This window comes from Mycobacterium sp. NGS67, from assembly GCF_059812185.1.
In genome coordinates this window covers 43,628-69,041 of sequence record NZ_JCALCF010000021.1, presented here as the reverse complement: position 1 = coordinate 69,041, position 25,414 = coordinate 43,628, and the positions used below count along the sequence as shown (strand labels likewise).

General features: G+C 67.3%; 22 protein-coding genes and 1 tRNA gene. 11 read left to right on the top strand and 12 right to left on the bottom strand.

Annotation, left to right across the window (positions count from 1 at the left end; all coding sequences use genetic code 11):
* Positions 1 to 219: 219 nt before the first annotated feature.
* From AC5Y4D_RS19310 to AC5Y4D_RS19290, 5 genes are all read right to left on the bottom strand, one after another.
* Positions 220 to 1,275 carry a nucleoside triphosphate pyrophosphohydrolase gene (locus AC5Y4D_RS19310; RefSeq protein WP_500037951.1) on the bottom strand — a complete coding sequence of 352 codons (1,056 nt, stop codon included), beginning with the start codon at positions 1,273 to 1,275 and terminating at the stop codon, positions 220 to 222.
* Entirely contained in the window at positions 1,275 to 4,913 is a 3,639-nt protein-coding gene (gene mfd, locus AC5Y4D_RS19305; protein ID WP_500037950.1) for a transcription-repair coupling factor, read from the bottom strand. Before mfd ends, AC5Y4D_RS19310 begins: the two co-directional genes overlap by 1 nt.
* Positions 4,914 to 5,021: 108 nt before the next feature.
* Complete coding sequence (locus tag AC5Y4D_RS19300) at positions 5,022 to 5,297, bottom strand: hypothetical protein (protein ID WP_500037949.1); 276 nt, start codon at positions 5,295 to 5,297, stop codon at positions 5,022 to 5,024.
* 73 nt (positions 5,298 to 5,370) lie between these two features.
* Entirely contained in the window at positions 5,371 to 5,964 is a 594-nt protein-coding gene (locus AC5Y4D_RS19295) for a TetR/AcrR family transcriptional regulator (protein ID WP_499946038.1), read from the bottom strand.
* A gap of 46 nt (positions 5,965 to 6,010) precedes the next feature.
* Positions 6,011 to 6,244 carry a hypothetical protein gene (locus AC5Y4D_RS19290; RefSeq protein WP_499993531.1) on the bottom strand — a complete coding sequence of 78 codons (234 nt, stop codon included), beginning with the start codon at positions 6,242 to 6,244 and terminating at the stop codon, positions 6,011 to 6,013.
* A gap of 100 nt (positions 6,245 to 6,344) precedes the next feature.
* On the opposite strand from AC5Y4D_RS19290, the gene AC5Y4D_RS19285 reads away from it, so the two are divergent.
* From AC5Y4D_RS19285 to AC5Y4D_RS19265, 5 genes are all read left to right on the top strand, one after another.
* Positions 6,345 to 6,416, top strand: a tRNA-Gln gene (locus tag AC5Y4D_RS19285).
* 107 nt (positions 6,417 to 6,523) lie between these two features.
* Positions 6,524 to 7,999 (top strand): bifunctional UDP-N-acetylglucosamine diphosphorylase/glucosamine-1-phosphate N-acetyltransferase GlmU, encoded by a 1,476-nt coding sequence (glmU, locus tag AC5Y4D_RS19280; protein ID WP_500037948.1) that lies wholly within the window; start codon positions 6,524 to 6,526, stop codon positions 7,997 to 7,999.
* A 70-nt stretch (positions 8,000 to 8,069) separates the two neighbouring features.
* On the top strand, positions 8,070 to 9,050 hold the full coding sequence (locus AC5Y4D_RS19275; RefSeq protein WP_499946023.1) for a ribose-phosphate diphosphokinase: 981 nt from the start codon (positions 8,070 to 8,072) through the stop codon (positions 9,048 to 9,050).
* The gene (arsC, locus tag AC5Y4D_RS19270) at positions 9,051 to 9,401 is read left to right on the top strand and encodes an arsenate reductase (glutaredoxin) (protein ID WP_500037947.1); all 351 of its coding nucleotides are present in this window, start codon (positions 9,051 to 9,053) and stop codon (positions 9,399 to 9,401) included. It abuts the gene before it with no gap.
* Positions 9,398 to 10,048 (top strand): LpqN/LpqT family lipoprotein, encoded by a 651-nt coding sequence (locus tag AC5Y4D_RS19265; RefSeq protein WP_499993535.1) that lies wholly within the window; start codon positions 9,398 to 9,400, stop codon positions 10,046 to 10,048. Before arsC ends, AC5Y4D_RS19265 begins: the two co-directional genes overlap by 4 nt.
* A gap of 99 nt (positions 10,049 to 10,147) precedes the next feature.
* Here the strand turns inward: AC5Y4D_RS19265 and AC5Y4D_RS19260 are convergent, their stop codons facing one another.
* On the bottom strand, positions 10,148 to 13,444 hold the full coding sequence (locus AC5Y4D_RS19260) for a LuxR C-terminal-related transcriptional regulator (RefSeq protein WP_500037946.1): 3,297 nt from the start codon (positions 13,442 to 13,444) through the stop codon (positions 10,148 to 10,150).
* Positions 13,445 to 13,557: 113 nt separating this feature from the next.
* Here AC5Y4D_RS19260 and AC5Y4D_RS19255 point away from each other — a divergent pair, with 113 nt between their 5' ends.
* The 3 genes from AC5Y4D_RS19255 to pth all read left to right on the top strand — a co-directional run bounded on the left by AC5Y4D_RS19255 (position 13,558) and on the right by pth (position 15,908).
* The gene (locus AC5Y4D_RS19255) at positions 13,558 to 14,427 is read left to right on the top strand and encodes an oxidoreductase (protein ID WP_500037945.1); all 870 of its coding nucleotides are present in this window, start codon (positions 13,558 to 13,560) and stop codon (positions 14,425 to 14,427) included.
* 233 nt (positions 14,428 to 14,660) lie between these two features.
* Entirely contained in the window at positions 14,661 to 15,323 is a 663-nt protein-coding gene (locus tag AC5Y4D_RS19250) for a 50S ribosomal protein L25/general stress protein Ctc (protein WP_499946018.1), read from the top strand.
* A gap of 6 nt (positions 15,324 to 15,329) precedes the next feature.
* Entirely contained in the window at positions 15,330 to 15,908 is a 579-nt protein-coding gene (gene pth, locus AC5Y4D_RS19245; protein ID WP_500037944.1) for an aminoacyl-tRNA hydrolase, read from the top strand.
* 69 nt (positions 15,909 to 15,977) lie between these two features.
* Here the strand turns inward: pth and AC5Y4D_RS19240 are convergent, their stop codons facing one another.
* The 5 genes from AC5Y4D_RS19240 to AC5Y4D_RS19220 form a co-directional block, all read right to left on the bottom strand.
* The gene (locus AC5Y4D_RS19240) at positions 15,978 to 17,612 is read right to left on the bottom strand and encodes a fatty acyl-AMP ligase (protein WP_500037943.1); all 1,635 of its coding nucleotides are present in this window, start codon (positions 17,610 to 17,612) and stop codon (positions 15,978 to 15,980) included.
* A gap of 233 nt (positions 17,613 to 17,845) precedes the next feature.
* Positions 17,846 to 18,802, bottom strand: a complete 957-nt coding sequence (locus tag AC5Y4D_RS19235; protein WP_499993729.1) for a 4-(cytidine 5'-diphospho)-2-C-methyl-D-erythritol kinase — start codon at positions 18,800 to 18,802, stop codon at positions 17,846 to 17,848.
* Between the two features lie 9 nt (positions 18,803 to 18,811).
* Positions 18,812 to 19,726 carry a 16S rRNA (adenine(1518)-N(6)/adenine(1519)-N(6))-dimethyltransferase RsmA gene (rsmA, locus tag AC5Y4D_RS19230; RefSeq protein WP_500037963.1) on the bottom strand — a complete coding sequence of 305 codons (915 nt, stop codon included), beginning with the start codon at positions 19,724 to 19,726 and terminating at the stop codon, positions 18,812 to 18,814.
* Positions 19,699 to 20,826 (bottom strand): resuscitation-promoting factor, encoded by a 1,128-nt coding sequence (locus tag AC5Y4D_RS19225; RefSeq protein ID WP_499993727.1) that lies wholly within the window; start codon positions 20,824 to 20,826, stop codon positions 19,699 to 19,701. The genes rsmA and AC5Y4D_RS19225 overlap by 28 nt, the downstream gene beginning before the upstream one ends.
* Before the next feature lie 199 nt (positions 20,827 to 21,025).
* Positions 21,026 to 21,877, bottom strand: a complete 852-nt coding sequence (locus AC5Y4D_RS19220) for a TatD family hydrolase (protein WP_500037942.1) — start codon at positions 21,875 to 21,877, stop codon at positions 21,026 to 21,028.
* A gap of 18 nt (positions 21,878 to 21,895) precedes the next feature.
* On the opposite strand from AC5Y4D_RS19220, the gene metG reads away from it, so the two are divergent.
* The 3 genes from metG to AC5Y4D_RS19205 all read left to right on the top strand — a co-directional run bounded on the left by metG (position 21,896) and on the right by AC5Y4D_RS19205 (position 24,639).
* The gene (metG, locus tag AC5Y4D_RS19215) at positions 21,896 to 23,449 is read left to right on the top strand and encodes a methionine--tRNA ligase (protein ID WP_500037941.1); all 1,554 of its coding nucleotides are present in this window, start codon (positions 21,896 to 21,898) and stop codon (positions 23,447 to 23,449) included.
* A gap of 72 nt (positions 23,450 to 23,521) precedes the next feature.
* On the top strand, positions 23,522 to 23,887 hold the full coding sequence (locus AC5Y4D_RS19210) for a PAS domain S-box protein (RefSeq protein ID WP_499946011.1): 366 nt from the start codon (positions 23,522 to 23,524) through the stop codon (positions 23,885 to 23,887).
* Positions 23,888 to 24,195: 308 nt separating this feature from the next.
* Entirely contained in the window at positions 24,196 to 24,639 is a 444-nt protein-coding gene (locus tag AC5Y4D_RS19205; RefSeq protein WP_500037940.1) for an LbetaH domain-containing protein, read from the top strand.
* On the opposite strand, the gene AC5Y4D_RS19200 is transcribed toward AC5Y4D_RS19205, so the two are convergent.
* Positions 24,636 to 25,346 (bottom strand): TetR family transcriptional regulator, encoded by a 711-nt coding sequence (locus tag AC5Y4D_RS19200; RefSeq protein WP_500037939.1) that lies wholly within the window; start codon positions 25,344 to 25,346, stop codon positions 24,636 to 24,638. The two genes, AC5Y4D_RS19205 and AC5Y4D_RS19200, sit on opposite strands and share 4 nt — an antisense overlap.
* Between the last annotated feature and the right edge of the window lie 68 nt (positions 25,347 to 25,414).

The following is a 25,414-nucleotide window of genomic DNA, read 5'->3' as shown; positions in this document are numbered from 1 at the left end:
CGTCCCACGGGTTGGTGCCGGCCTCGCTCGACCGGGGCGGTCAGCACACAGAAGATATGCGAGCCCACCGGTACATAACGTTGCTGTCGGTGTGCATAGCTATCTCGTTTGAGGTCCTTGATTGCTGGTTATCGGCATTCCAGGCAACTACATTGATGATTGCTGGGTGTGGGTACTCTCTGAGTTCCCGCAAACGTCGCCGCGCCGGTCGGCGAACCGTCAGCGCCGACCCTTGCGCTTCTTGGACCCGCCCCGAGATTCCTTGGCGGCCACCACAGGCTGCTCGACCGGTTGCAGGCCGTCCGCTACGCCCAGTTGCTCGTCGGGCATCGTCTGCCCCACCGGCCAGTGGGCGCGCCATTCGTCCTCGGAGACAGCACCGAGCGGAGTCATGTCGAGTTCCTCGGCGATGGTGTCACCGCGGCGGGCGGCCGCGATCTCCTTCTCGACCCGGTGAACCGTGTCCACAAAGTCCAGAACCGCTGCGCGTAGTGTGTTTTCGGCATCGACGTCGGGCGTGAGCTTGATGGTGGTCAGCTCCGGCGGGATGAACCCGGCCGGCAGTCCCGCCTGGGTGACGCGTTGAATCACCTTCTGCGCCAACGCCAATGCTGGTTGCCCGGTATGCACGTCGTCCAGCACGGAGTGACGCGACTTGCGTGACCTTTCGGCCGCCTTGGCCTCTTCCCACTGCGCCAGCTGGTCTTGTAGCGAAATCGATTCGCCCGCAAGCACTCCGGGGACCCGGGCACCGAGTTTGCGGATCAATGCGTCGGCGACGTCGTCGATGGTGAACGGCTGCGACGCCGCATCTTCGGCGATGCGGGCATGAAAGAGCACCTGCAACAGCAGGTCGCCGAGTTCTTCGCGCAGATCGTCGACGTTGCCACTGTGCACTGCGTCCAGCAGTTCGTAGGTCTCCTCCAGCAGGTACCGACGCAACGAGTCGTGGGTCTGCTCGCTTTCCCACGGTCCGGCGGTGCGCAGCTTGTCCATCATCGCCACGGCGTCGATCAGCCGTTCCCCGCGCTGCCCCGACGGCGCCGAGATCAGCCGGGCGCCGGCGGCCAACCGCGCGCTCACCGCGGGATGATCGGGATCCGAGGACAGCAGCACCGGCGCGTCGTCGCCGGTGTAGGCGGGGTGCGCGTCGGGCAACGACCACGGCACCGCGATCGGCATTTCCTCGGTGTATTGCACCGGTCCGCTCAGCAGGTCGATGGCGTCGATGGGAATCAGCGCCGGACGGCGGGGGTCGACCAGGATGACAATCATCAGGCTTGTCGCTCCTTACTCGGGGACTCCGCCATACCGATATCTTGCTGCGGTTTACCCGCCAGCGCGGTCACCAAGTCGGCCACCATCTGCACCAATTCGACATCACGGATGTGTCCCGCGCCAATTCCGCCCGTCCGCGGGATCGGAACCTGCACCGTCGAGGTGGTGGCACGGTAGCGCCCGCCCGGATACATCCGCGCCAGCCGCACCTGGGCCGAATCGGGCAGCGTCAACGGTGAGAGCCGCACCGTCGCCGCTGATACGGCACTGACCTCGGTGATCCCGGAAGCCCGGCACAGCAACCGCAGCCGTGCCACCGCCACCAGTCGCTCGGCGGGTTCGGGCAGCGGGCCGTACCGGTCGATCAGCTCCTCGACCACGGCGGTGATCTCGGTGTCACCACCGGCCGCGGCCAGCCGACGGTAGCCCTCCAGCCGCAGCCGGTCACTGGCGATGTAGTCCGGGGGCAGGTGGGCATCGACCGGCAGATCGATCCGGACGTCCTTGGATTCCTCGGTGGTACTGACGGTTTCGCCGTCGGCCGCGGCCTTGTACGCCTCGACCGCCTCCCCGACCAGGCGTACGTACAGGTCGAAGCCGACGCCGGCGACGTGCCCGGACTGCTCGACGCCCAGCACGTTCCCGGCGCCGCGGATCTCGAGGTCTTTGAGCGCCACCGCCATGCCCGCGCCCAGCTCGTTGTTCTGCGCGATGGTCGCCAGCCGGTCGTAGGCCGTCTCGGTCAACGGCGTGTGCGGCGGGTAGAGGAAGTAGGCGTAGCCGCGCTCGCGACTGCGGCCCACCCGGCCGCGCAGCTGGTGCAGCTGGGACAGGCCGAAGGTGTCGGCGCGCTCGACGATCAGCGTGTTGGCGTTGGAGATGTCCAGACCGGTCTCCACGATCGTGGTGCAGACCAGGATGTCGTATTCGCGGTTCCAGAACCCCTGCACGGTGCGCTCCAGCCGCTCCTCGGGCATCTGGCCGTGCGCGACCACCACCCGCGCCTCGGGCACCAGTTCCCGAACCCGGGCCGCGGCCCGATCGATCGAACTGACCCGGTTGTGCACGTAGAAGGCCTGCCCGTCGCGCAGCAATTCGCGGCGCAGCGCCGCGGCGACCTGTTTGTCGTCGTGCGGCCCCACGTAAGTCAGCACCGGGTAGCGCTCTTCGGGCGGAGTGAGGATCGTCGACATCTCCCGGATCCCGGCCAGGCTCATCTCCAGCGTGCGCGGGATCGGGGTGGCGCTCATGGTCAGCACGTCGACATGGGTGCGCAGGCTCTTGATGTGTTCCTTGTGCTCGACGCCGAAGCGCTGCTCCTCATCGACCACCACCAGCCCGAGGTTCTTCCACCGCACCCCGGTCTGCAGCAGCCGGTGGGTGCCGATCACGACGTCGACCGACCCGTCGGCCAACCCGTCGATGACCTTGCGGGATTCCGCCGGGTCGGTGAACCGGGACAGGCCCTTGACGGTGACCGGGAACCCGGCCATCCGGTCGGTGAAGGTCTGCAGATGCTGGTCGGCCAGCAGCGTGGTGGGCACCAGCACCGCGACCTGTCTGCCGTCCTGCACCGCCTTGAACGCCGCCCGCACCGCGATCTCGGTTTTCCCGTAGCCGACGTCGCCGCAGATCACCCGGTCCATCGGGATCGGTTTCTCCATGTCGGCCTTGACCTCGGTGATCGCGGTGAGCTGGTCGACGGTCTCGGTGAAACCGAACGCGTCCTCCATCTCGGCCTGCCAGGGGGTGTCCGGCGCGAACGCGTGGCCGGGACTGGCCTGCCGCTTGGCGTACAGCGCGACCAGTTCGCCGGCGATCTCCCGCACCGCGCGCCGCGCCTTGGTCTTGGTGTTGGCCCAGTCGCTGCCGCCGAGTTTGCTCAGCGCCGGCGCCTGACCGCCGACGTATCTGGAGAGCTGATCCAGCGAGTCCATCGGCACATAGAGCTTGTCGGATCCGCCTCCCCGTTTGGACGAGGCGTATTCGAGCACCAGGTACTCCCGGCGCGCCCCGCCGACGGTGCGTTCAACCATCTCCACGAACCGGCCGATGCCGTGCTGGTCGTGCACCACCAGATCGCCGGCGGTCAGCGCCAGCGGGTCGACGGTGTTGCGCCGCTTGGCCGCGAGCCGTTTGCCCTCGACAGCGGTGGCGCGGCTGCCGGTGAGGTCGGCTTCGGTGATGACGACCAGGTTGGCGCCGTTGATCACCACCCCCTCGTGCAGCGGGCCTTTGAGCACGCCGACGACCCCGGGACTCGGCGCGGCGCCACAGTCCAGCATGGCCGCCGCGATCTCGGATTCGGCCAGCCGTTCCACCACCCGATGGGCGGTGCCGGTGCCGGGTGCGACCATCGCGGCGTATCCGCCCGTCGCGACATGGGCGCGCAGCATCGCGAAGATCCCGTCGATGTCGTGCTGGTGGCCGCGCGCGGACGGCGCGGCGCGGATGTCCAGCTCGACGGCGGACTCGTCGGACAACTGGCTCAACGTCCACCAGGGATGGCCGGACGAGCGCGCCGCGGCTTGCACGTCTTCCAACTCGGTGAACCCGGAGCCACCCAGCTGCTCGACGTCGACGGGGGCGTCCGTGCCCAGCGCCGCCACCGACCACGACGCCTCCAGGAATTCCCGGCCGGTGTTGATCAGGTCGGCGGCGCGGGTGCGCACCTTTTCCGGGTCGCACACCAGCACCGGTGTCCCGTCGGGGAGCTGGTCGGTCAACAGCGCTCCGTCGCCGGGCTGCAACACCGATTGCAGCGCCTCCATGCCGTCGACCGGGATACCCTCGGCCAGCTTGGCCAGCATGTCGACGATGCTGCCGGTCACGGTGTTCTCGGTCACCGGATGTTGCCTGGTCAACTCGGCCGCGCGGGCCCGCACGTCGGAGGTGAGCAGCAGTTCCCGGCAGGCGACGGCGACCAGGGTGGCTACTTCGATGTCCGGGATCGAGCGCTGGTCGGCGACCGAGAACATCCGCATCTCGGTGACCTCGTCGCCCCAGAACTCGACGCGCACCGGATGCTCGGCGGTGGGAGCGAAGATGTCCAGGATTCCGCCGCGGACCGCGAACTCACCGCGGCGACCCACCATGTCCACCCGGGTGTAGGCCAGCTCGACCAGCCGCTCGGCCACGTCCTCGAACGGGATCTCGTCACCGACGGTCAGCGTCAGAGGTTCCAACATCCCCAGGCGCGGCGCCATCGGTTGCAGCAACGACCGCGCCGCCGTCACCACCACCCGCAACGGCGGGCCGAGTCGGGCGTCGTCAGGGTGGGCCAGCCGGCGCAGCACCATCATCCGGGTGCCGACGGTGTCGATGCCCGGTGACAGCCGTTCGTGCGGCAGCGTCTCCCAGGACGGAAACACCACTGCCGCCTCACCGAACACACCACGCAGTTCGGCGGTCAGATCGTCGGCCGCCCGGCCGGTGGCCGTGACCACCAGCAGCGGACCCTGCTGCGCCAGGGCGCTGGCCACGAAAAGTCGCGCGCTGGCGGGCCCGACCAGCGACAAGCTGTCGGGACGATCGGAGGCACGCTCGATGAGCTGTTGAAAGGTCGGCGCGGTCAGCGCCAATTCGACGAGCCCCGCGATCGGGGTATCTGGGCTAGCAGCCCCCGGAGCGGTCATGATGCGCCCATTCTAGGGGCGCGGCTGTGCGTTGACTCTGCGCACAGGGCGCGCTCTACTCGAACTTTGCCGCCCTGGACGCAGAGTCAACGAGCCGATCGGGCCCGGTTACCAGGGCATCGTCGCCCACGAGTAGAAAGCCCCGTCGCCAACGTCGTGCACGCCGTAGGAGTCCCAGTAATAGTCGTGGCAGACGCCGCCGTCCCACGGGACGGGACGGCCGGCCGGGTTCGGGTCACCCGGGCACCACGTCGTGCAGGCCTGCAGGCGGGGGCAATTGCCGGCTGCTTGGGCGGGCGTGGCTAGCTCGACGCCGCCCCACGTCAAAGCGGTGACGGCCAACCCGAGCAGGGCTGCCTTGATGGGCGGGAATGATCGGTTCATGGTGGTTCCTCCGTTGCTGGGCGGGCCGCTCAACCGATCTCAACAGCGGGCGCTTGCGAAGTTCTTGCGCAGTTCACTCGTCCTGCAGCTGCGGATCGGCTTCCAGGTGCGTCAGGCCGTTCCACATCAGGTTGACCAGATGCGCGGCCACCACTTCCTTCTTGGGCTCGCGGGTGTCCAGCCACCATTGCGCGGTCATCGACACCGAGCCCACCAGCGCCTGGGCGTACAGCGGCGCCAGGTCCGGATCCAGGCCGCGCCGGGCGAAGTCGCCGGCCAGAATGGAGCTGACCTGGCTGACGGCGTCGTTGAGCAGGCTGGAATAGGTGCCGGAGCTGATCGCGGCGGGCGAGTCGCGGATCATGATGCGGAAACCGTCGGTGCGTTCTTCGACGTAGGTGAGCAACGCCAGCGCGACCCGCTCGACCCGGACCCGGGACCGGTTGTTGGTCAGCGACGACGTGATGCCGTCGAGCAGTGCCGACATCTCCCGGTCGACGACCACGGCGTACAGGCCCTCTTTGCCGCCGAAGTGTTCGTAGACAACGGGTTTTGACACGTTGGCGCGTTGCGCGATCTCTTCGATCGACGTGCCTTCGTAACCGCGCTCGGCGAACAGCGACCGCGCGATGCCGATGAGTTGGTGGCGGCGCTCGCTGCCGGTCATCCGGGCGCGCGGTGTCCGCGTTTCCTTCTCCGGGCTCTTGAGCGGCTCAGCCACCGCGCCCCTTAGCCGCCGGTGGGGATGATTTCCTCTTGGCAGACGGCCGCGAGGGCAAGAGGGCGACGATCACGATGCCGATCAGGCCGAGTGCAGCGCCGATGACGAACGCCTCGGCGACCCCGCGGTTCTTCCGCCGCGCGACCCGGACCGCGTAGAGACCACACAGCACCGAGATGACGACGGCCAGGATCATGATCGGCCACTGCTCGTCCCAGGTGGTCACTCAGACATTCTGCACTCGAAGCGTGCCGGCGGCCTATATCGACATCGAAAGGACAACATCGGCAGACTAAAGTCATTCGCGCGGTCCCGGACCGCCGCAATCCGTCGTGGTGTAATCGGCAGCACCTCTGATTTTGGTTCAGATAGTTCAGGTTCGAGTCCTGGCGACGGAGCCCGGCCGTTTTGCCCCGAGCGTGCGTGAAATGACACGCTTGACGGCGTGTCAGCGAGCAGCCCCGCACGCTCGCGAGCGCAGACTTGGCCAAACTGAGGAGAGTTGATGACCTTTCGTGGCGACACCGCAGTCCTGGTGTTGGCGGCGGGTCCCGGCACCCGGATGCGTTCCGATACCCCCAAGGTGCTGCACAGCATCGGCGGCCGCAGCATGCTGTCGCATTCGCTGCACGCAATGACGAAGCTGGCGCCACAGCACCTGGTCGTGGTGCTGGGGCACGACCACCAGCGCATTTCCCCCCTGGTCGCCGAGCTGGCCGACGATCTGGGCCGCACCATCGACGTCGCGTTGCAGGATCAACCGCTGGGAACCGGGCATGCGGTGCTGTGCGGGCTGTCCGCGCTGCCCGATGACTACGCCGGCATCGTCGTCGTCGCTGCTGGTGACACCCCCTTGCTCGACGCCGACACGCTGGCCGACCTGATCGCCGGCCACCGCGGGGCTCACCCGGGCGGCCAGCCGGCGGTGACAGTGCTGACCACCACGCTCGACGACCCGCACGGCTACGGCCGCATTCTGCGCACCCAGGACAACGAGGTGATGGCGATCGTCGAACAGACCGACGCCACCCCTTCCCAGCGCAGCATCCGTGAGGTCAACACCGGCGTCTACGCGTTCGACATCGCCGCGCTGCGCTGGGCGCTGAGCCGGCTGAGCTCCAACAACGCCCAACAGGAGCTCTACCTGACCGACGCCATCGCGATCCTGCGCCGCGACGGCCAGACCGTCAGCGCCCGCCACGTCGACGACAGCGCGGTGGTGGCCGGCGTCAACAACCGCGTCCAACTCGCCGAACTGGGCGCCGAACTCAACCGCCGGATCGTGGCCGCCCACCAGCTTGCCGGTGTCACCGTGATCGACCCCGCCACCACCTGGATCGACGTCGACGTGACGATCGGGCGCGACACCGTCATCCACCCCGGCACCCAGCTGCTGGGCCGCACGCAGATCGGCGGCCGCTGCGTCGTCGGTCCGGACACCACGCTGACCGACGTCAGCATCGGCGACGACGCCACGGTGTGCCGTACGCACGGCACGTCGGCGACCGTCGGCGACGGTGCGACGGTGGGACCGTTCACCTACCTGCGACCCGGAACCGTGCTGGGCGCCGACGGGAAACTGGGGGCGTTCGTCGAGGTCAAGAACGCCACGATCGGCACCGGAACCAAGGTGCCGCACCTGACCTACGTCGGCGACGCCGACATCGGCGAGCACAGCAACATCGGCGCCTCCAGCGTGTTCGTCAACTACGACGGCGTCAACAAGCGACGCACCACGATCGGCTCGCATGTGCGCACCGGATCGGACACCATGTTCGTCGCGCCGGTGAACATCGGCGACGGCGCCTATACCGGTGCCGGCACGGTCATCCGGGAGGACGTCCCGCCCGGTGCGCTGGCGGTGTCCGCCGGTCCCCAGCGCAACATCGAGAACTGGGTGCAACGCAAACGGCCCGGCTCAGCCGCCGCGCAGGCCGCCGACGAGGCCAACCGGCAACCAGAAGCGGATCAGGCACCGTGAATTCGCCGTCCCGTAGTGCGGCTACGATGAGGCGTTCCTATCTCGACCCCGATACGGCGAGGGCAGCACGTTGAGCCACGACTGGACCGATAACCGCAAGAACCTGATGCTGTTCAGCGGCCGCGCCCACCCGGAGCTGGCCGAGCAGGTAGCCAAGGAGCTCGACGTCCACGTCACCGCGCAGACCGCGCGGGAATTCGCCAACGGCGAGATCTTCGTGCGGTTCCACGAATCGGTCCGTGGGTGCGACGCCTTCGTGCTGCAGTCCAACCCGGCCCCGGTGAACCGGTGGCTGATGGAACAGCTGATCATGATCGACGCGTTGAAGCGCGGCAGCGCCAAGCGGATCACCGCGGTGCTGCCGTTCTACCCCTATGCCCGGCAGGACAAGAAGCACCGCGGCCGCGAACCGATCTCGGCGCGACTGGTGGCCGACCTGCTCAAGACCGCGGGCGCGGACCGGATCGTGACGGTCGACCTGCACACCGATCAGATCCAGGGCTTCTTCGACGGACCCGTGGACCACATGCGCGGGCAGAACCTGCTCACCGGCTATATCCGCGACAACTACCCCGACGGCAACATGGTGGTGGTCTCCCCCGACTCCGGCCGGGTGCGGATCGCCGAGAAGTGGGCGGACTCCCTCGGTGGCGTGCCGCTGGCCTTCATCCACAAGACCCGCGACCCGCGGGTGCCCAATCAGGTGGTGTCCAACCGCGTGGTGGGTGAGGTGGCGGGACGGACCTGCGTGCTGATCGACGACATGATCGACACCGGCGGCACCATCGCCGGCGCGGTCAAGCTGTTGCATGACGACGGTGCGCAGGACGTGATCATCGCGGCCACCCACGGTGTGTTGTCCGATCCCGCCGCCGAGCGTCTGGCCGGATGCGGTGCGCGTGAGGTGATCGTGACGAACACGCTGCCGATCGGCGAGGAGAAGCGCTTCCCGCAGCTCACCGTGCTGTCCATCGCGCCGCTGCTGGCCAGCACCATCCGCGCGGTCTTCGAGAACGGCTCAGTCACAGGACTTTTCGACGGGGACGCGTAGATGGGTTCTCCGCGCGTCGTGATCTACCACAACCCCAAGTGCAGCACGTCCCGCAAGACGCTGGACCTGCTGCACGACAACGGTTTAGAGCCCACGGTGGTGCAGTATCTCAAGACGCCGCCGACGCGGGACGAGTTGGCGAAGATGATCCGCGATGCCGGTATCGAGGTGCGGACGGCGGTGCGCAAACGCGAATCACTGTACGGCGAACTGGGTCTGGCCGATGCGAGCGACGACGAGTTGCTCGACGCCATGGCCGAACATCCCATCCTGATCGAGCGACCGTTCGTCGTCACACCCAAGGGCACCCGGCTGGCCCGCCCGATCGACGCGGTCCGCGAGATTTTGTGACTGTCACCGCTCTACGCGCGGCGGTGGCCGCGGTCCTGCTGTTGGCGACCGCCGCGTGCGGGCCGAAAGCCCCTGACTACCAGTCGATCTGGACGACGAGTTCGACCACGAGTGAGACGGCCGCGCCGACGGAGCCGCCGGTCCCGCTGTCGAAGTATCTGGAGGGCGAGGGTGTCACCGGTGACGCGGTCGAGCCGGGCTCGCTGACCGACCTCACCGTGTCGATCCCGACGCCGCCGGGTTGGTCCGTTCGCGGCGGCGATCCGAAAGTCACCGCCAGCAGGCTGATGATCTCCAAGGGGGACAACTACCCGGCGGCGATCCTGGTGGTGTTCAGGTTGAAAGGCGAGTTCAAACCCAGCGAGGCGATCAAGCACGCCAATGCCGATCTGCCACAGGGCTTTCACCAACTCGACGCTTCCACCGCGGACTTCAACGGTTTCCCCTCCTCGATGGTGCAAGGCACCTACGAACTCAAGGGCGCGCGGATGCGCAGCTGGAACCGGGTCGTCCTGCCGACCGGCTCGCCGCCGGCCAACCAGCGATACCTGGTCGAGTTGATCATCACCAGCCTGGCCGACCAGGCGGTGGCCGAGTCCGACGACGTCGAGGCCATCATCCGCGGCTTCGTCGTGGCCAAGAAGTAGCGCGAGCAGTCGCCCAACGTGGCGCGAGCAGACGCAAAATCCCCTATTTCGTACCGAAAATGGGGGATTTTGCGTCTGCTCGCGCCATCAGGGGGCTGGTCAGCTGTGGCGACTCGCCTCCTGAACGAGCTGCACCCGCGACGCCAGGCCCAACTTGGCGTAGATGTGAGTCAGGTGAGTCTGCACAGTGCGCGGTGAGATGAACAACCGCGCCCCGATATCCTTGTTGGCCAAGCCCTCTCGCACCAACCGCACCACGTCGCGCTCCATCGGGGTGAGCGATTCCCAGCCGCTGGCGGGACGCTTCCGGACGCCGCGTCCACGTTGCGCATAGCCGATCGCCTCCTCCGCGGACAGGGCGGTCCCCTCCACCCACGCGGCGTCGAAAACGCTCTGCCCCAGAGCTTCTCGGACGGACGCCAGAGCCGCGTCGTAACCGGCTCGGTACATCGGGTAGCGGGCGATGCCCAGGACCTGTCGGACGTTGTCGGCCGCGCCCAGCAGACGCGCGGCATGTTGGTGATTACCACAGTCGGCCGCGAGGTGGGCCAGGGTTTCCAGGGCTTGCGGGACGCGAAGGTAGGCGTGAGTGCGCGCGGCGTGCGTGAGTGCTTCGTGGGCATCGCGTTCGGCTTGCTCCGGTTCACCCTGGGCCAGCGCGACGCAGGAGCGGATCGCCAGCGCGTTGACTTGATGGCTGCCCCGTACCAGCACCGCGGTCGCGTCAGCCCGTCGTCGTGCGGTTACCAGATCGCCTGCGGCCAAAGCGGTTTCGGCCAGCGGGTTGAAGAAGCTGCCGAATGCTCCGGTCAGCAGGACGGTGCGCTGCAGAGCAGTCTCGGACAGTTGCTTGGCCGTCTCGACGTCACCGCCGGACAGGGCCGCATTGGCCAGCACCCCGTACACCGCGTCTCCGTAGTACCCACCTATCGCCTCGGCGGCGGTCAGCGCTGCCTGTGCGGCGGCGGTCGCCGCAACCGATTCGGCTTGATAGGTCAGCACGTTCGCGTGGACCACCTGAGCAAAGACCGTCAAGGTGGGATCCCCGGCGGCCTGCACTTCGTCGACCAGCACCCGCAGCACCTGCACGGCTCGCGAAAGATCACCCAGGACGGCCAGTGCCGCCCCCAGCCATACCCGGCAGTTGCACGAGATGAACCGGTCGCCCAGCTCATCGGCGATGGCTTGCCCTTCTTCCGCGGCCGCCCGCGCTGCGACCGGTTCGCCGGCGTACACGCCCGCGGTGGCCTGGTAGCTGAGGATCTGGCTCAGATTCCACCGATCACCGCCGGCGCGGGCCAGCTCGATTGCTTCGGCGAGATAGGGCTGACCGCCGTCGGCGGTGTAGAGCGTGATCATTCCGCATGCGATCAGGGCATGGGTGATCAGCGCCGGATCCTGCAGCCGGCGGGCCTGGGCCAGCGCCTCCTGCGCCTGGTCCAGATCAGCGGGTACCGAAACCCAGGCCGCGGCGGCAGCCCGGTCCGCCACCGCACGTACCCAGACCGCGGGCGCGACCTGCCCCCGACCCTGTCCTGGCGCCACGTCGGGCAACATGGCGTCGAAATCAGCCAGACCCTCGCGCACATGCCCTTTTCGCAACCAGAACTGCCGCAGCGCCGAGAGTAAGCGCAGTGCGGACTCGTTGTCGTGATGCTCGCGGCTCCAGGCGAAAGCGGCCCGCAGATTGTCGATGTCGGTCTGCGCCCAGGTGAGCAGTCGCTCGTCGCCGGGTCGGGCCGTCGAGTCCAAATGTATTGCGGTGGTTGTGTAGTAGTCGCGGTGGCGGGTGCGTACCTCGTCGGCTTCCCCGGACTCGCCGAGTTTCTCCTGCGCGTACTGGCGCACTGTCTCCAACAGTCGGTAGCGCATTCCGGTCGGGTTGTCGTCGGCCACCACCAGTGACTTGTCCACCAACAGGCTGAGTTGGTCCAGCAGCTGGTATGCCTCCACTTCGCTACTGGCGCCGACGGTTTGGACGGCGTCGAGGTCGAAGCCGCCGACGAAAACCGCCAGTCGGCGAAACAGCACCCGCTCCGGCTCGGTCAACAACGCGTGCGACCAGTCCACCGACGCGCGCAGCGTCTGCTGGCGCCGCACCGCGGTGCGAGCCCCGCCGGTCAACAACCGGAACCGGTCCTGCAGACTGCTCACGATCTGCGACAACGACAGCGCCCGAACCCGTGCCGCGGCAAGCTCGATGGCCAACGGCATCCCGTCCAGACGAGTGCAGATGTCCTGCACCAACTTCGCACTGTCCCGGTCGACGACGAAATCCGGACGCGCCCGTCGGGCCCGGTCGGCGAACAACTCGACGGCTTCGTCGGCGATCGCCAAAGACGGTATGCGCCAGCTCATCTCACCGGGCACCCCCAGCGGCTCGCGGCTGGTGGCCAGGATCGTCAACTGCGGGCAGGCCGCCATCAGCTCGACCACCATGTCCCCGCATGCATCCAACAGGTGTTCGCAATTGTCGAGCACCAGCAGCATCGACTTCGCGCCGAAGAAGCGCACCAACAGGTCGGTGGTGGAACGGCCCGGCTGATCGGGCAGCGCCAAGGTACGGGCGACGGTCACCGGCACCATGGCGGCATCGGTGATCGGTGCCAGATCGATGTACCACAACCCGTCGGAGAACTCGGAGTTCAGTTGGGTCGCGACTTCGATGGCCAGCCGGGTCTTGCCCGCGCCGCCGGCTCCGGTCATCGTCACCAGCCGGCTGTCCGCGACGAGGCTCCGCAGCTCGGCCGACTGTGGTTGGCGCCCAACGAAACTCGTCAACTGCACCGGGAGATTGTGCGATGTGACACCGGTCTGCACCCGTAGCGGCGGGAACTGACTACCCAACTCGGGATGGCACAGCTGCACCACCCGCTCGGGGCGGGAGACACCTTTGAGCGTGTAGTTGCCCAAGTCCGTCAACCAAACTCCGTCGGGCAACCGGTCGATAACCAGCGACTCGGTCACTCCCGAGAGCACTGTCTGCCCACCGTGTGCCAGGTCGCGCAGCCGCGCGGCGCGGTTGATCGTCGGACCCGCGTAGTTGCTCTCGTCGCGCAGCTGGATCTCACCGGTGTGCAGGCCGATACGCAACTTGATCGGGGCCAGCGGCGCCCGTTGCAACGTCAATGCGCAGGCCACCGCGTCCGACGCCCGCGCGAAGGCCGAGACGAAACTGTCGCCCTCACCCTGCTCCACCGGACGCACCCCGTCGTAGGCCGCGATCGTCTCGTTCACCGCGACATTCAGCGCGGCCAGCGCCGCCGTCATCCGCTCCGGCTGCGTCTCCCATAACCGTGTCGACCCCTCGACATCGGCCAGTAGCAAGGTCACCGTCCCAGTCGGCAGCAACTCGCTCACACCCATTTCGGTCGGCATCTCCGCGTGTTGGCTCATGGTAGCCAGCCGGGCCGCCGCAACCCATGGGAAAGCCCCGGTCCATCAGCGCGGATGGCGGCCAACCGACCCCGTCGCGAACCCGTCAGGCTCGGCATCGGAAACTGAGCGGTATGACCCAATGGACGGCCGCAGATTTACCACCTTTCACCGGGCGCACCGTGATCATCACCGGAGCCAACAGCGGCCTGGGCGAGGTGACTGCCCGCGAGCTGGCCGGGCGGGGTGCCCGCATCGTGATGGCGGTCCGCAACACCGACAAAGGTCAGGCCGCGGCCCAGCGGATCGACGGAGATGTCGAAGTACGCACGCTTGACCTGCAGGATCTGTCGTCGGTGCGTCGGTTCGCCGACGGAGTGGACGCGGCCGACATCCTGATCAACAACGCCGGCATCATGGCCGCGCCGTACGCCACCACCAGCGACGGTTTCGAGAGCCAGATCGGCACCAACCACCTGGGCCACTTCGCGCTGGCCAACCTGCTGTTGCCCAAACTGCGCGACCAGGTGGTGACGGTGTCGTCCATGGCGCACTGGCCGGGCCGGATCAACCTGGCCGACCTGAACTGGCAGCGACGGCGCTACTCGGCGTGGCTGGCCTACAGCCAGTCCAAGCTGGCCAACCTGCTGTTCACCAGCGAACTGCAACGCCGACTCGACGCGGCCGGTTCGCCGCTGCGTGCGCTGGCCGCCCATCCCGGCTACTCGCACACCAATTTGCAGGGGGCGTCCGGACGCAGGCTCAGCGACGCGGTGGTGTCGGCGGCGACGCGCGTGGTCGCCACCAACGCCGACTTCGGCGCCCGCCAGACGCTGTACGCGGCGTCCCAGGACCTGCCGGGCGGCAGTTACGTCGGGCCGCGGTTCGGCTATCTGGGCAGAACCCAAACGGTCGGGCGGAGTCCGGCCGCCAAGGACGAGGCGATGGCCACCGCGCTCTGGGAGCTGTCCGAGCGTCTTACCGGCGTGGAGTTTGCGCTCTGAGCTGACCCGCCCGGGTGCTGGCTCTGCGCTGGTGGCGGGGCTTTCCGGCAGGATTTCAACCTGGACGACGACCCCGCCCGCGGCCCGCTCTGATTTCCGCCGCGCACCACGAATGCGCTAACCTGACCGGGCGTCACGGCGAGGGTGCACGAGCTAGACCAGCACCGTTATCGACGGAGACCGACATCCTGTCGCGATCCCTGGCCGTGCCCTCACACACAGGAGCGACACACATGGCCAAGTCCGCAGTCAACCAGCTCAGCGCCTCGGTGCGCACCGACACCGGCAAGGGCGCCTCCCGCCGCGCCCGACGCGAAGGCAGGATTCCCGCCGTGCTCTACGGGCACGGCAGCGACCCGCAGCACTTGGAGCTGCCCGGCCACGACTTCGCGGCCGTGCTGCGCCACTCGGGTACCAACGCGGTGCTCACCCTGGACATCGCCGGCAAGGAACAGCTCGCGCTGACCAAGTCGATCGACATCCACCCGATCCGACGCACCATCCAGCACGCCGACCTGCTGGTCGTGCGCCGCGGCGAGAAGGTCACCGTCGAGGTGACCGTCATCGTCGAGGGCGAAGCCGGCCCCGACACGCTGGTCACGCAGGACGCCAACGCCATCGAGATCGAGGCCGAAGCGCTGTCGATTCCCGAGCAGTTGACGGTGTCCGTGGAGGGCGCCGAAGCGGGCACCCAGTTCACCGCCAGCCAGATCGAGCTGCCCAACGGTGTCACCCTGGTCTCCGACCCGGACCTGCTGGTGGTCAACGTGGTCCAGGCGCCGACCGCCGAGGATCTGGCCGAGGAAGGTGCGGGCGACACGGGCGAGGCCGAGGAATCGGGCGCAGCCGCAGACGAAGAGGGCGGCGAGACCGAGGCCGCCGACGCTTCCGAGTAGGCGACGATGGCCGAACCCCATCTCGTGGTCGGCCTGGGCAATCCGGGGGACAACTACGCCCGGACCCGCCACAATCTCGGCTTCGTGGTTGCCGACCTGCTCGCCGCCCGGATGGGCGCGAAATTCAAGGCGCACAAGCGTTCCGGCGCCGAAGTCAGCACCGGCCGGTTGGCTGGGCGGCCGGTGGTGCTGGCCAAGCCGCGGTGTTACATGAACGAGTCCGGCCGGCAGGTGGGGCCGCTGGCCAAGTTCTACTCGGTGCCGCCGGGCGACGTCATCGTCATCCACGACGAACTCGACCTCGAGTTCGGTCGGATCCGCCTCAAGTTGGGCGGCGGTGAGGGCGGCCACAACGGACTGCGTTCGGTGGCTTCGGCGTTGGGCAGCAAGGACTTTCAGCGGGTGCGGATCGGGATCGGCCGTCCGCCCGGGCGCAAGGATCCCGCCGCGTTCGTGCTGGAACCATTCAATTCCACCGAACGACCGGAGATCCCGACCGTCTGCGAGCAGGCCGCCGACGCCACCGAGTTGCTGATCGAATTGGGTCTCGAGGCCGCGCAGAACCGCGTACACGCCTGGCCATAGGCGCGCGAGCAGACGCAAAAGCCCCTCATTTCGGCACGAAATGGGGGCTTTTGCGTCTGCTCGGCGAATTTAGGTGACCAGCGTGACCGAGTTGGCGCGGCGCAGCTTGCCCGACGGCGTCTTGGGGATCGTCCCGGGACCCAGCACGACGACATTGCGGGGCCGCACGTCGACCTCTTTGACGACCTCGTGAGCCACGTCATGCTCGATACGGCGCACTTGGACCGGGTCCTCGAACGCGTTCGACTCGACCGCGACCGCGAAGGACTCACGGGAGTGCCCGGCGTCCAGGCGCACCGCCACCGCACAACCGGGCCGGACGCCGTCGACCCGCCCGGCCGCCCGCTCGATGTCGGTCGGGTAGATGTTGCGCCCGGCCATGATGATGACGTCCTTGACGCGACCGCACACCACGACGTGGCCGTCGTCGGTGAGGTAGCCCAGGTCGCCGGTGTCGTACCAGCCGTGCTCGTCCTGAGCCGGGATGAAGCCACCCATGGTGATGTAGCCGGGCGTGAGGCACTCGCCGCGCAGTTCGATGACACCGACTCCGCGCGACGGCATCACATTGCCGTCCTCGTCGACGATGCGGGCTTCCAGGTCCTGCAGCAGCGGTCCCAGCGTGGCCAGCCGGCGGGTGTTGCCCTTGGTGGCGGGGACGGCGCGGCGCAGCGCGGCCAGCAGGTCGGCGTCGACTTCGTCGACGACCAGACCGGAGTTGCACTTGGAGAAGGACACCGCCAGCGTCGTCTCGGCCATCCCGTAGGCCGGCAGGATCGCCGACGGCCGCAGCCCGAACGGCCGGCCCGCATCCAGCAGGTCCTCAACGTCGGCGGGTTCGACGGGCTCCGCGCCGGACAGCGCGAAGCGCAGGGTCGACAGGTCGAACTGCCCGGGCTTGGCCTGGCGGCGCAACCGCTTGGCCAGCAGCGCGTAGGCGAAGTTCGGGGCCGCGGTCATGGTGCCCTTGTACTTGTCGATCAACTTCGCCCACAGCAGCGTGTCACGCAGGAAGTCCATCGGCGTGACCTTGACCAACTCCGCGCCGAAGAACATCGGGATGGTGAGGAATCCGACCATGCCCATGTCGTGGAAGCAGGGCAGCCAGCTGACCATCACGTCTTTGTCGACGTCGTACTCGGCGCCGACGAACATCGCTTCGGCGTTGGAGTAGATGTTGCGGTGGGTGATCTGGACCGCTTTGGGAGATCCCGTCGACCCGGACGTCAGCTGCATCAGCGCCAGGTCGTCCTCGCCGACCTCGATCGGGTCGATCGGGTCCGACGCGAGCAGGTCGGCGACGGTCAGGACCTTGATGCCTTTTTCCTCGAGCACCGGGATGGCCACGGTGAACGGCTCGGAGACGATGACGGCCTTGGCCTCGATCATGCCGATGACGGTCATGGTGTCATCGGCCCACACCGCCAGGTCGGTGCGCGGGGTGGGCTGGTGCAGCATGGTCAGGCTGGCACCGCGCATCCACAACCCCTGCGCGGTCGGGGCGATCTCCACCGGGAAGCCGGCCAGCACCCCGACGGCGTCGCCGAGGCCGATGCCCGCAGCGGCCAGCCCGCCGGCGATACAGCGGGCACGTTCGTGCACCTCGCCCCAGGTGTGACGGACGGGTTCGTGCGGTTCACCGGTGACCATGCCCGTCGTGGAGGTGCGGGCACTGCGGAACATCTTCTCGGTAAACCTGCTCACCCAAACCTCCTCGGTTCCAACGCATCCCTCAAGGTCCGAACTTCCATGTTCCACCCGCCAGATCTCGCTTCGAGGCAGGCGCGCGCACATATTGGGGAGCGGTTAGGTCTCGATTTGGTGATGAAGCGCGGCCATGCGCCGTGCTGCCGCGACTCGTCACCGCGGATTATCTTAAGCAACTCTTAAGTAACTGCAAAACCCTGACACGATATGAGTTCGATGTCACATCGAAGTCAAAGACCCCCGTCGGTGGGCGCCGGCACCACGCGAGCCCCCGGCACCGGACCGGTGGCCACCCGGACGGTGCGGCAGACACCCGCCCCCGACAGCTGCGTGCCGACGTCCACCGCCGCGTCCGCCGAGGCGCACAGGAACGCGCACGTCGGTCCCGAGCCGGACACGATCCCGGCCAGCGCACCCGCCTCCACACCCGCACGCAGCGCCCGGCGCAACGCCGGATCCAGACTCACCGCGGCCGCCTGCATCTCGTTGCCCAGCAGCGGGGCGAGTTGCTGCGGGTCACCGGCGGCCAGGGCGGCCAGCACCGGCCCGGCCTCGTCGAGCCGCGGCGGATCGCCGACCTCGCGCAGCCGGTCCAGTTCGCCGTACACCTTCGGGGTCGACAACCCGCTGTCGGCGAACGCCAGCACCCAGTGAAATGTGTTGCGGGACAACACGGTGGCCAGCTCCTCGCCACGACCCGTCCCCAGCGCGGTGCCGCCGTGCAGCGCGAACGGCACGTCGCTGCCCAGCCGCGAGGCCAGCAGGCGCAGGTCACGGCGCGGCAAGTTGAGTTCCCACAGCGAGTTCATCGCCACCAGCACCGCGGCCGCGTCGGCGCTGCCGCCGGCCATGCCGCCGGCGACCGGGATGGACTTGTCGATCAGGACCGACACGTCGGGCGCCCGGCCGACGTGCTCGGCCAACAGCTCCGCGGCGCGCCAGGCCAGGTTGCGCTCGTCGGTGGGCAGTTTGTCGGCGCCCTCGCCCACCAACTCGAGCGAGAGCACGTCGGCATTGCGCACCGTCACCTCGTCGAACAGCGACACGGCGTGGAACACCGTCGTCAACTCGTGATAGCCGTCGTCGCGCCGGTCACCCACGGCCAGGTACAGATTGACTTTCCCCGGCACCCGAACGGTGACCGACCCGGTGGGCACCCACAACTCTGCGGTGTTGCCGTCAGTCACCGCAGCAGACTAACTCTGCACCGGGTCCGCCGTGTCAGTCGAGTCACCGGAGCGCTGCAGCAGCCGCACGAAATCCTCGATCGACAGCGTCTCACCGCGACGAGCGGGATCGATGCTGGCCGCCAGCAGCCGGTTCGCAGATTCGTTGCCTGATCCCGCCCACTCCACGAACGCGTTGCGGGATGTTTTGCGCCGCTGGGCGAAAGCGATGTCAACCAATTGGAAGACGCGGGTGCGGAACGCTTCGTCGGTGGGCCACGGCGACGTCTCGTAACGGTCGATGCGCACCAACCCGGAGTAGACCCGAGGAATGGGCCAGAACACCGTCGGCGACACCGTGCCGCAACGCCGCACCCGGCCGTAGAAGCCGACCTTGACGCTGGGGACGCCGTACTCCTTGCCGCCGGGCTCGGCGGCCAACCGGTCGGCGACCTCGGCCTGCACCATCACCGTCACCACTTGGATCGACGGAAACTCGGCCAGCAGGTGCAGTAGCGCCGGGACCGCGACGTTGTAGGGCAGATTCGCCACCACCGCCGTCGGTTGGGCTGCGAGCTCGTCGCGGCGCAGCGACAGCACGTCGCGGTTGATGACCGAGAAGCGCTGAATTTCACTATCGGAGTGCTCGGCGATGGTCTGGGGCAGGCGCGCAGCCAACACCGGGTCGATCTCGACGGCGGTGACGGTCGCGCCGCGGTCCAGCAGCGCCAGCGTCAACGACCCCAACCCCGGCCCGACCTCGAGCACGACGTCCGACTTACCGATGCCGGAGGTCGTGACCACGCGTCGCACCGTGTTGGCGTCGTGGACGAAGTTCTGTCCCAGCGATTTCCGCGGGCGGAACTCAAGTTCTTTGGCTAGTCGCCGGATCTCGGTGCGCCCGAGCAACCGGATCGTCAGTGCGCACCGACCCGACCACTGCACACGGGCCACGCGCCCCAACCTTGGCGCTGCCGGGTCACTTCGGCGATCGCGATCTGCTCTTCGCGGGTGGCCAGGTCAGCACGGGGCGCATACCGCAGCCCGCCGTTGGCGACCCAGGTGCCGAAGTCGAACTGCACCCCACCGTAGAAACCGTTACCGGTGTTGATGGACCAGTTCCCACCGGCCTCGCAACCGGCCAGCGAATCCCAGATGCTGCCGTCGCTCACCGGGGGCACCTCGGTGCCCGGCTTGGCGCCCACCCGCACCACGGCTTCGCGGGCCGGTGCGACCACGGTATTGGAGATCGGCAACCGTCCGGTCTCGACGCCGTTGACCTGGGCTACCGCGAACGTCACGTCCTGGGTGCCCGGCATCCCCGGGTCCTCGACGATCTCGCGGCTCATGTTCAGCTCCGGGTCCTCGATGCGGCGCGCGGGCGGGGGCAGCGGCATCCGCTCGGTGACCCGCTCGATGCGGTTCCGGGTGACCAGGATCTGCATGCCGTCGACGACCGGGCTGCCGGCGTCGGGCAGTACCTGGTCGCTGTCCTGCAGCGGGGCGCCGGCGGCGGCGAGCAACCCGGCGACGTTGGGCGCCGGCAGACGCACCGTGCGCACCATGCCGCCGTCGTTTATCTCGACCGTCTTGGCGCTCACCACCGGCAGCGACATGCCGGCCAGCGGAACCCGGCTGGCCCGGGAAGCGGCCGCGGGGGCGGTGTCGGTCATGGCCAGCTGGGCCAGCGCCTCGTCCACGGTGGACGCGGTGGTCCACACCTGCCGGGAGTTCTGGCCGTCCAGCGTGATCTGCAACGGCCGGCTGCGGCGCAGCACGATGGTGGCGGCGTCATCGACGCTGACGTCAGCGGCCGGGTAGAGGTCGTCCCGCTGGTCGACGGAGAACCCGTTCTCTTCGACGATGTCGATGACCCGCGACTTCATCGTGTTCACCCGGAGCGAGGTGCCGTCCACGGTCAGCGTCACGGTCTTGGATGCGGAGACGGCGAAGCCGCCGGCGAATGTCAAAGCCAGTAATAAAGCGCCAACTACCAGGCGCAACACCGGTGATTCAGTTTGATGAAGTTTAGTAATTAAATTCAATGTCAATTCCGTGTCTGTCTCTTGACTTACCGACCCACCACAACCCTGTGCGAGCAACCACTCTGGAGCGAGCTTCCAGACCTTATTCAGCTGAAATGACAAAATGGGCCCAGCGGCCCACCCGTACGATCACAAGACGGTAACGAACCGTCCATTGCTGAGCAACTCCGGCTCGCGGATGTTAGGCGCCAGGCCCGGGTCAAACGGCCAGTCGATACGCCCGACGGGCGTTGCTCGTGGTGACTTCCGCCAATTCTTCGGCGGGCCGATCGACCAGTTCAGCCAGCGCGCGCACGGTGTAGGGCAGACAGTAAGGTTCGTTCGCTGCGCCCCGGTACGGGTGCGGCGTCAAAAACGGTGCGTCGGTCTCCACCAGAAGTTGCCCGATCGGTATCAGCGCGACGGCTTCGCGCAGGGCGCGCGCGTTGCGGAAGCTCACCGTCCCGGACAGGCTCAGCAACCATCCGCTCGCCACGCACTCGCGCGCCATCGCGCTGTCCGAGGAGAAGCAGTGGAAGATCACCGTGTCCGGGGCGCCCTCGGCGCGCAGTACGTCGAGCACCTCGCGGTCGGCGTCGCGGTTGTGGATCATCAGCGGCTTGCCGAGCCGCTTGGCCACGTCGATGTGCCAGGCGAACGCCTCGCGCTGGACGTCCGGGCTCGCGCAACCGTCCAGCTTGCCGGGCCAGTACAGGTCCATGCCGGTCTCGCCGACGGCGACGACGCGCGGATGGGCGGCCAGCGCCTCGATCTCAGTGCGCGCGGTGTCGGTGAGCGCGTCCGTGCGGGTCGGGTGCAGCGCCACCGCCCCGTAGACCCGTGAGTCCCATTCGGTGGCCTGCGCGACCCAGCGGGCCGAATCCATGTCGTCGGCGATGGTGACCACGGCCTCGACGCCGACGGCGGCCGCCCGGTCCAGGATCGCCCGCACTCCCCCGGCGTCCGAGGCACCGCACGCGTCCAGGTGGGTGTGGGCGTCGATCAGCGGCGAAAGCGGCTCCGGGGCGGGCGGCGCTTCCCGTTCCCCAGATCGGTTGGAACTCACGCGCACACAATAGGGTGAATCTCGATGAAGCCCTACTACGTCACCAACGCGATCACCTATCCCAATGCCGCGCCGCATCTGGGACACGCTTATGAATTCATCTCCAGCGACGTCATCGCGAGGTTCAAGCGCCTGGACGGCTTCGACGTGCGTTACCTGACCGGCACCGACGAGCACGGACTCAAGATGGCTCAGGCCGCTGCCGCCGAGGGCCTGCCCACCGCGGACCTGGCCCGCCGTAACTCCGATGTGTACCAGCGGCTGCAGCAGAAGCTGAATATCTCCTTCGACCGCTTCATCCGCACCACCGACGCCGACCACCACGAGGCGTCCAAGGAGATCTGGCGGCGCATCGAAGCCGCGGGTGACATCTATCTGGACGCATACTCCGGTTGGTATTCGGTACGCGACGAGCGGTTCTTCGTCGAATCGGAAACCGCTGTCGTAGAAGGGGTTCGGGTCGCCGTCGAAACCGGCACACCGGTGACCTGGACCGAGGAACAGACCTTCTTCTTCCGGCTCTCGGCCTACGCCGACAAGCTGCTGGCCCACTACGAGGCCAACCCGGATTTCATCGGACCCGAGGTGCGCCGCAACGAAGTCGTCAGCTTCGTTTCCGGTGGACTGCGGGATCTCTCCATCTCCCGGACGTCGTTCGACTGGGGGGTACAGGTACCCGGGCATCCCGGCCACGTCATGTACGTCTGGATCGACGCGCTCACCAATTACCTGACCGGAGTTGGCTTTCCGCGCACCGAGTCGGAATCGTTCCGCCGCTTCTGGCCGGCCGATCTGCACATCATCGGCAAAGACATCATCCGATTCCACGCCGTCTATTGGCCCGCGTTTCTGATGTCTGCCGGAATCGATTTGCCCCGAAGGGTTTTCGCGCACGGGTTCCTGCTCAACAGCGGCGAGAAGATGAGCAAGTCGGTGGGCAACATCGTCGACCCGGTCGCCCTGGTCGACACGTTCGGGGTGGATCAGATTCGCTATTTCCTGATGCGCGAGATCCCGTTCGGCCAGGACGGCAGCTACAGCGACGAGTCGATCATCACCCGGATCAACACCGACCTGGCCAACGAGTTGGGCAACCTGGCCCAGCGGTCGCTGTCGATGGTCGCCAAGAACCTGGGTGGCGCGGTGCCCGCACCCGGCGAGTTCAGCAGCGCCGACACCGAGTTACTGGCCACCGCCGACGGCCTGCTGGCGCGGGTGCGCGCGCATTTCGACGTCCAAGCGATGCACCTTGCGCTGGAAGCGATTTGGCTGATGCTGGGTGATGCGAACAAGTATTTCTCGGCCCAGCAGCCGTGGGTGCTGCGCAAGAGCGAGTCCGAGTCCGACCAGGACCGGTTCCGCACGACGCTCTATGTCACCTGCGAGGTGGTCCGCATCGCTGCGCTCTTGGTCGCCCCGGTGATGCCCGAATCGTCGGCCAAGTTGCTGGATCTGCTCGGCCAGACCGATGACCAGCGGTCATTCACGGCCATCGAGACACGGCTGGCCCCCGGCACCGCGTTGCCGCCACCGACCGGAGTGTTCCCCCGGTATCAGCCGCCTAGCGAAGGCGAATGAAGTTAATTTTCGTCGTAGGCCATAATCTTGAGCGTGGAGCGAAGACGGAATCGGCAAATCAGCCAATCGCCGATGACCACCCTCAAGCAGCTACCTGCTCTCGTGGTGCTGGAACGGATCCCGGTTCCGGTCCTCGCAGTCGCCGACGACGGCAGCATCCTGTTCACCAACACCGCTTTCGCCCAGATGGTGGGCAGCGAACCCGAAGAAGTGCTGGCGCTGCGGTTCGACGAGATCTTCCATCAGGCGCCGGAATCGGAATCGTCCCTGCTGTCCTTCGTCCATGCCCTGGCCAACATGGTGGTGGAACTGGCACACAAGGACGGTTCGGTGGTGCGCGCCCTGATGAGTCGCTCGGCCGTGCGGCGTGCCGACGACAGGTTCGCGCTGGCGGCTTTCCAGGATCTGACCGAACAGCTGTGGGAAGAAGAGCGCTGACCCGGCAGTGACGTATGTCACATGACGTTTGAGTAGGGCGACAGCGGGAACCTTGATCTGGCCGTCAAGGCATAGGTCGTGCGCGCGCAAGTCTGAGATCTCGGAATCCCGCCCCGTAGCCGCGCCGGAATCGTTGAATACCCAAAGTCATGCTCTAGGCTTTTGTTGATACTTGCAGTATGGTTTTACGGGTGATCACCACTCGCAGGGATCTGGAGTCGTATCTAGCAGCGGATTTGCAGGCGCAAGGGTTGGAGCGCTGGCGGCTTCACTACCGGCTCCGGCACCGCGCGCCATACTTTCAGCGAGTGCTGCGCAAGACGGAATACTGGACGAACACCGCCCGGACACCCTTCGGCCACCTCGTCGCCTGTTACCTGCGGCTACGGCTGAAATTCCTGACCGAGAAGTTCGGAATCGGGATCTCCCCGAACTGTTTCGGACCGGGCCTGTCGGTCGCGCATATCGGCTGGGTTCACGTGCATCACCGGGCGAAAATCGGCGCGAACTGCCGGATCCACCAAGGTGTCACGATCGGCGAAGGACGTACGGGCGAGTACCCCACGATCGGCGACGACGTCTATATCTTCCCCGGCGCGATGGTGATCGGAGTCGACGTCGGTGACCGCGTCGGCATCTACGCCGGCGCCGTGGTGACCAAACCGGTGCCCGACGACGTCGACGTCGCCGGCGTTCCGGCCCGGATCATCAGGGACCGCCGCCCCAGTCAGGTTGCGAGCGCGGCGAGTTAGCTGGTTTCCGGCAGGGCGACGACGCGACCTTCCGGCGCGGCGGGCGGGGTGCTGCGCATCGCCTCCCGAGCCAGGAACTGCCGGAAATAGGGCAGCGAGGCTTCCGACGCGACACCGGGCAGCAGCAGCATCCAGATCTGGCTCAATCGAGCGTTGAGCTCTCCGATCAGGCCTTCGTTGCTGCGGCTGCGCGACATCGCGATGGACAGCAACCGCGTACCGACCATGGCCCCGACGATCGTTTCGCCGAGTGCGCCCGGGTCGACGTCTTCGCGTAGGTCACCTTCGCTGATCGCCCGAGCGGCCTGAGTCGCCATTTCTGCCACCCAGCTCGCAGAACATCGGGCCGCCGCGTCGTTGTACCCGCTCAGGGCCGCGACCAGCTGTTCGGCCGCCCGGGCCGTCTTGTCGGAGCTGAGCACGTGAGCGATCGCGAACGTGCCGTGGATCATGTTCTCCAGCGCGGGGGATGCCGATCCGCAGACATTGCGAAAAGCGCCGAGCAGCACCGCCGCACCCTCGTCGATGATGTCGGAGGCCAGCGCTTCCTTGGAGTCGAAGTGGTGGTAGAGGGCACCTTTGGTCATGCCCGTCCGCTCGATGATCGTGCCCCAACCGGCGGCCGCGTAGCCGACTTCGCTGAACACGTCGATCGCGGCGTCGAGGATCTTTCGCCGCGTCACCTCGGAACGAACCTGGCGCGCCATTGCGCTGCCCTCCCAATGATGTCGATCCGGTTTAGGCGCCGGACCTGCACGTTCTATTTTTCCTGGTC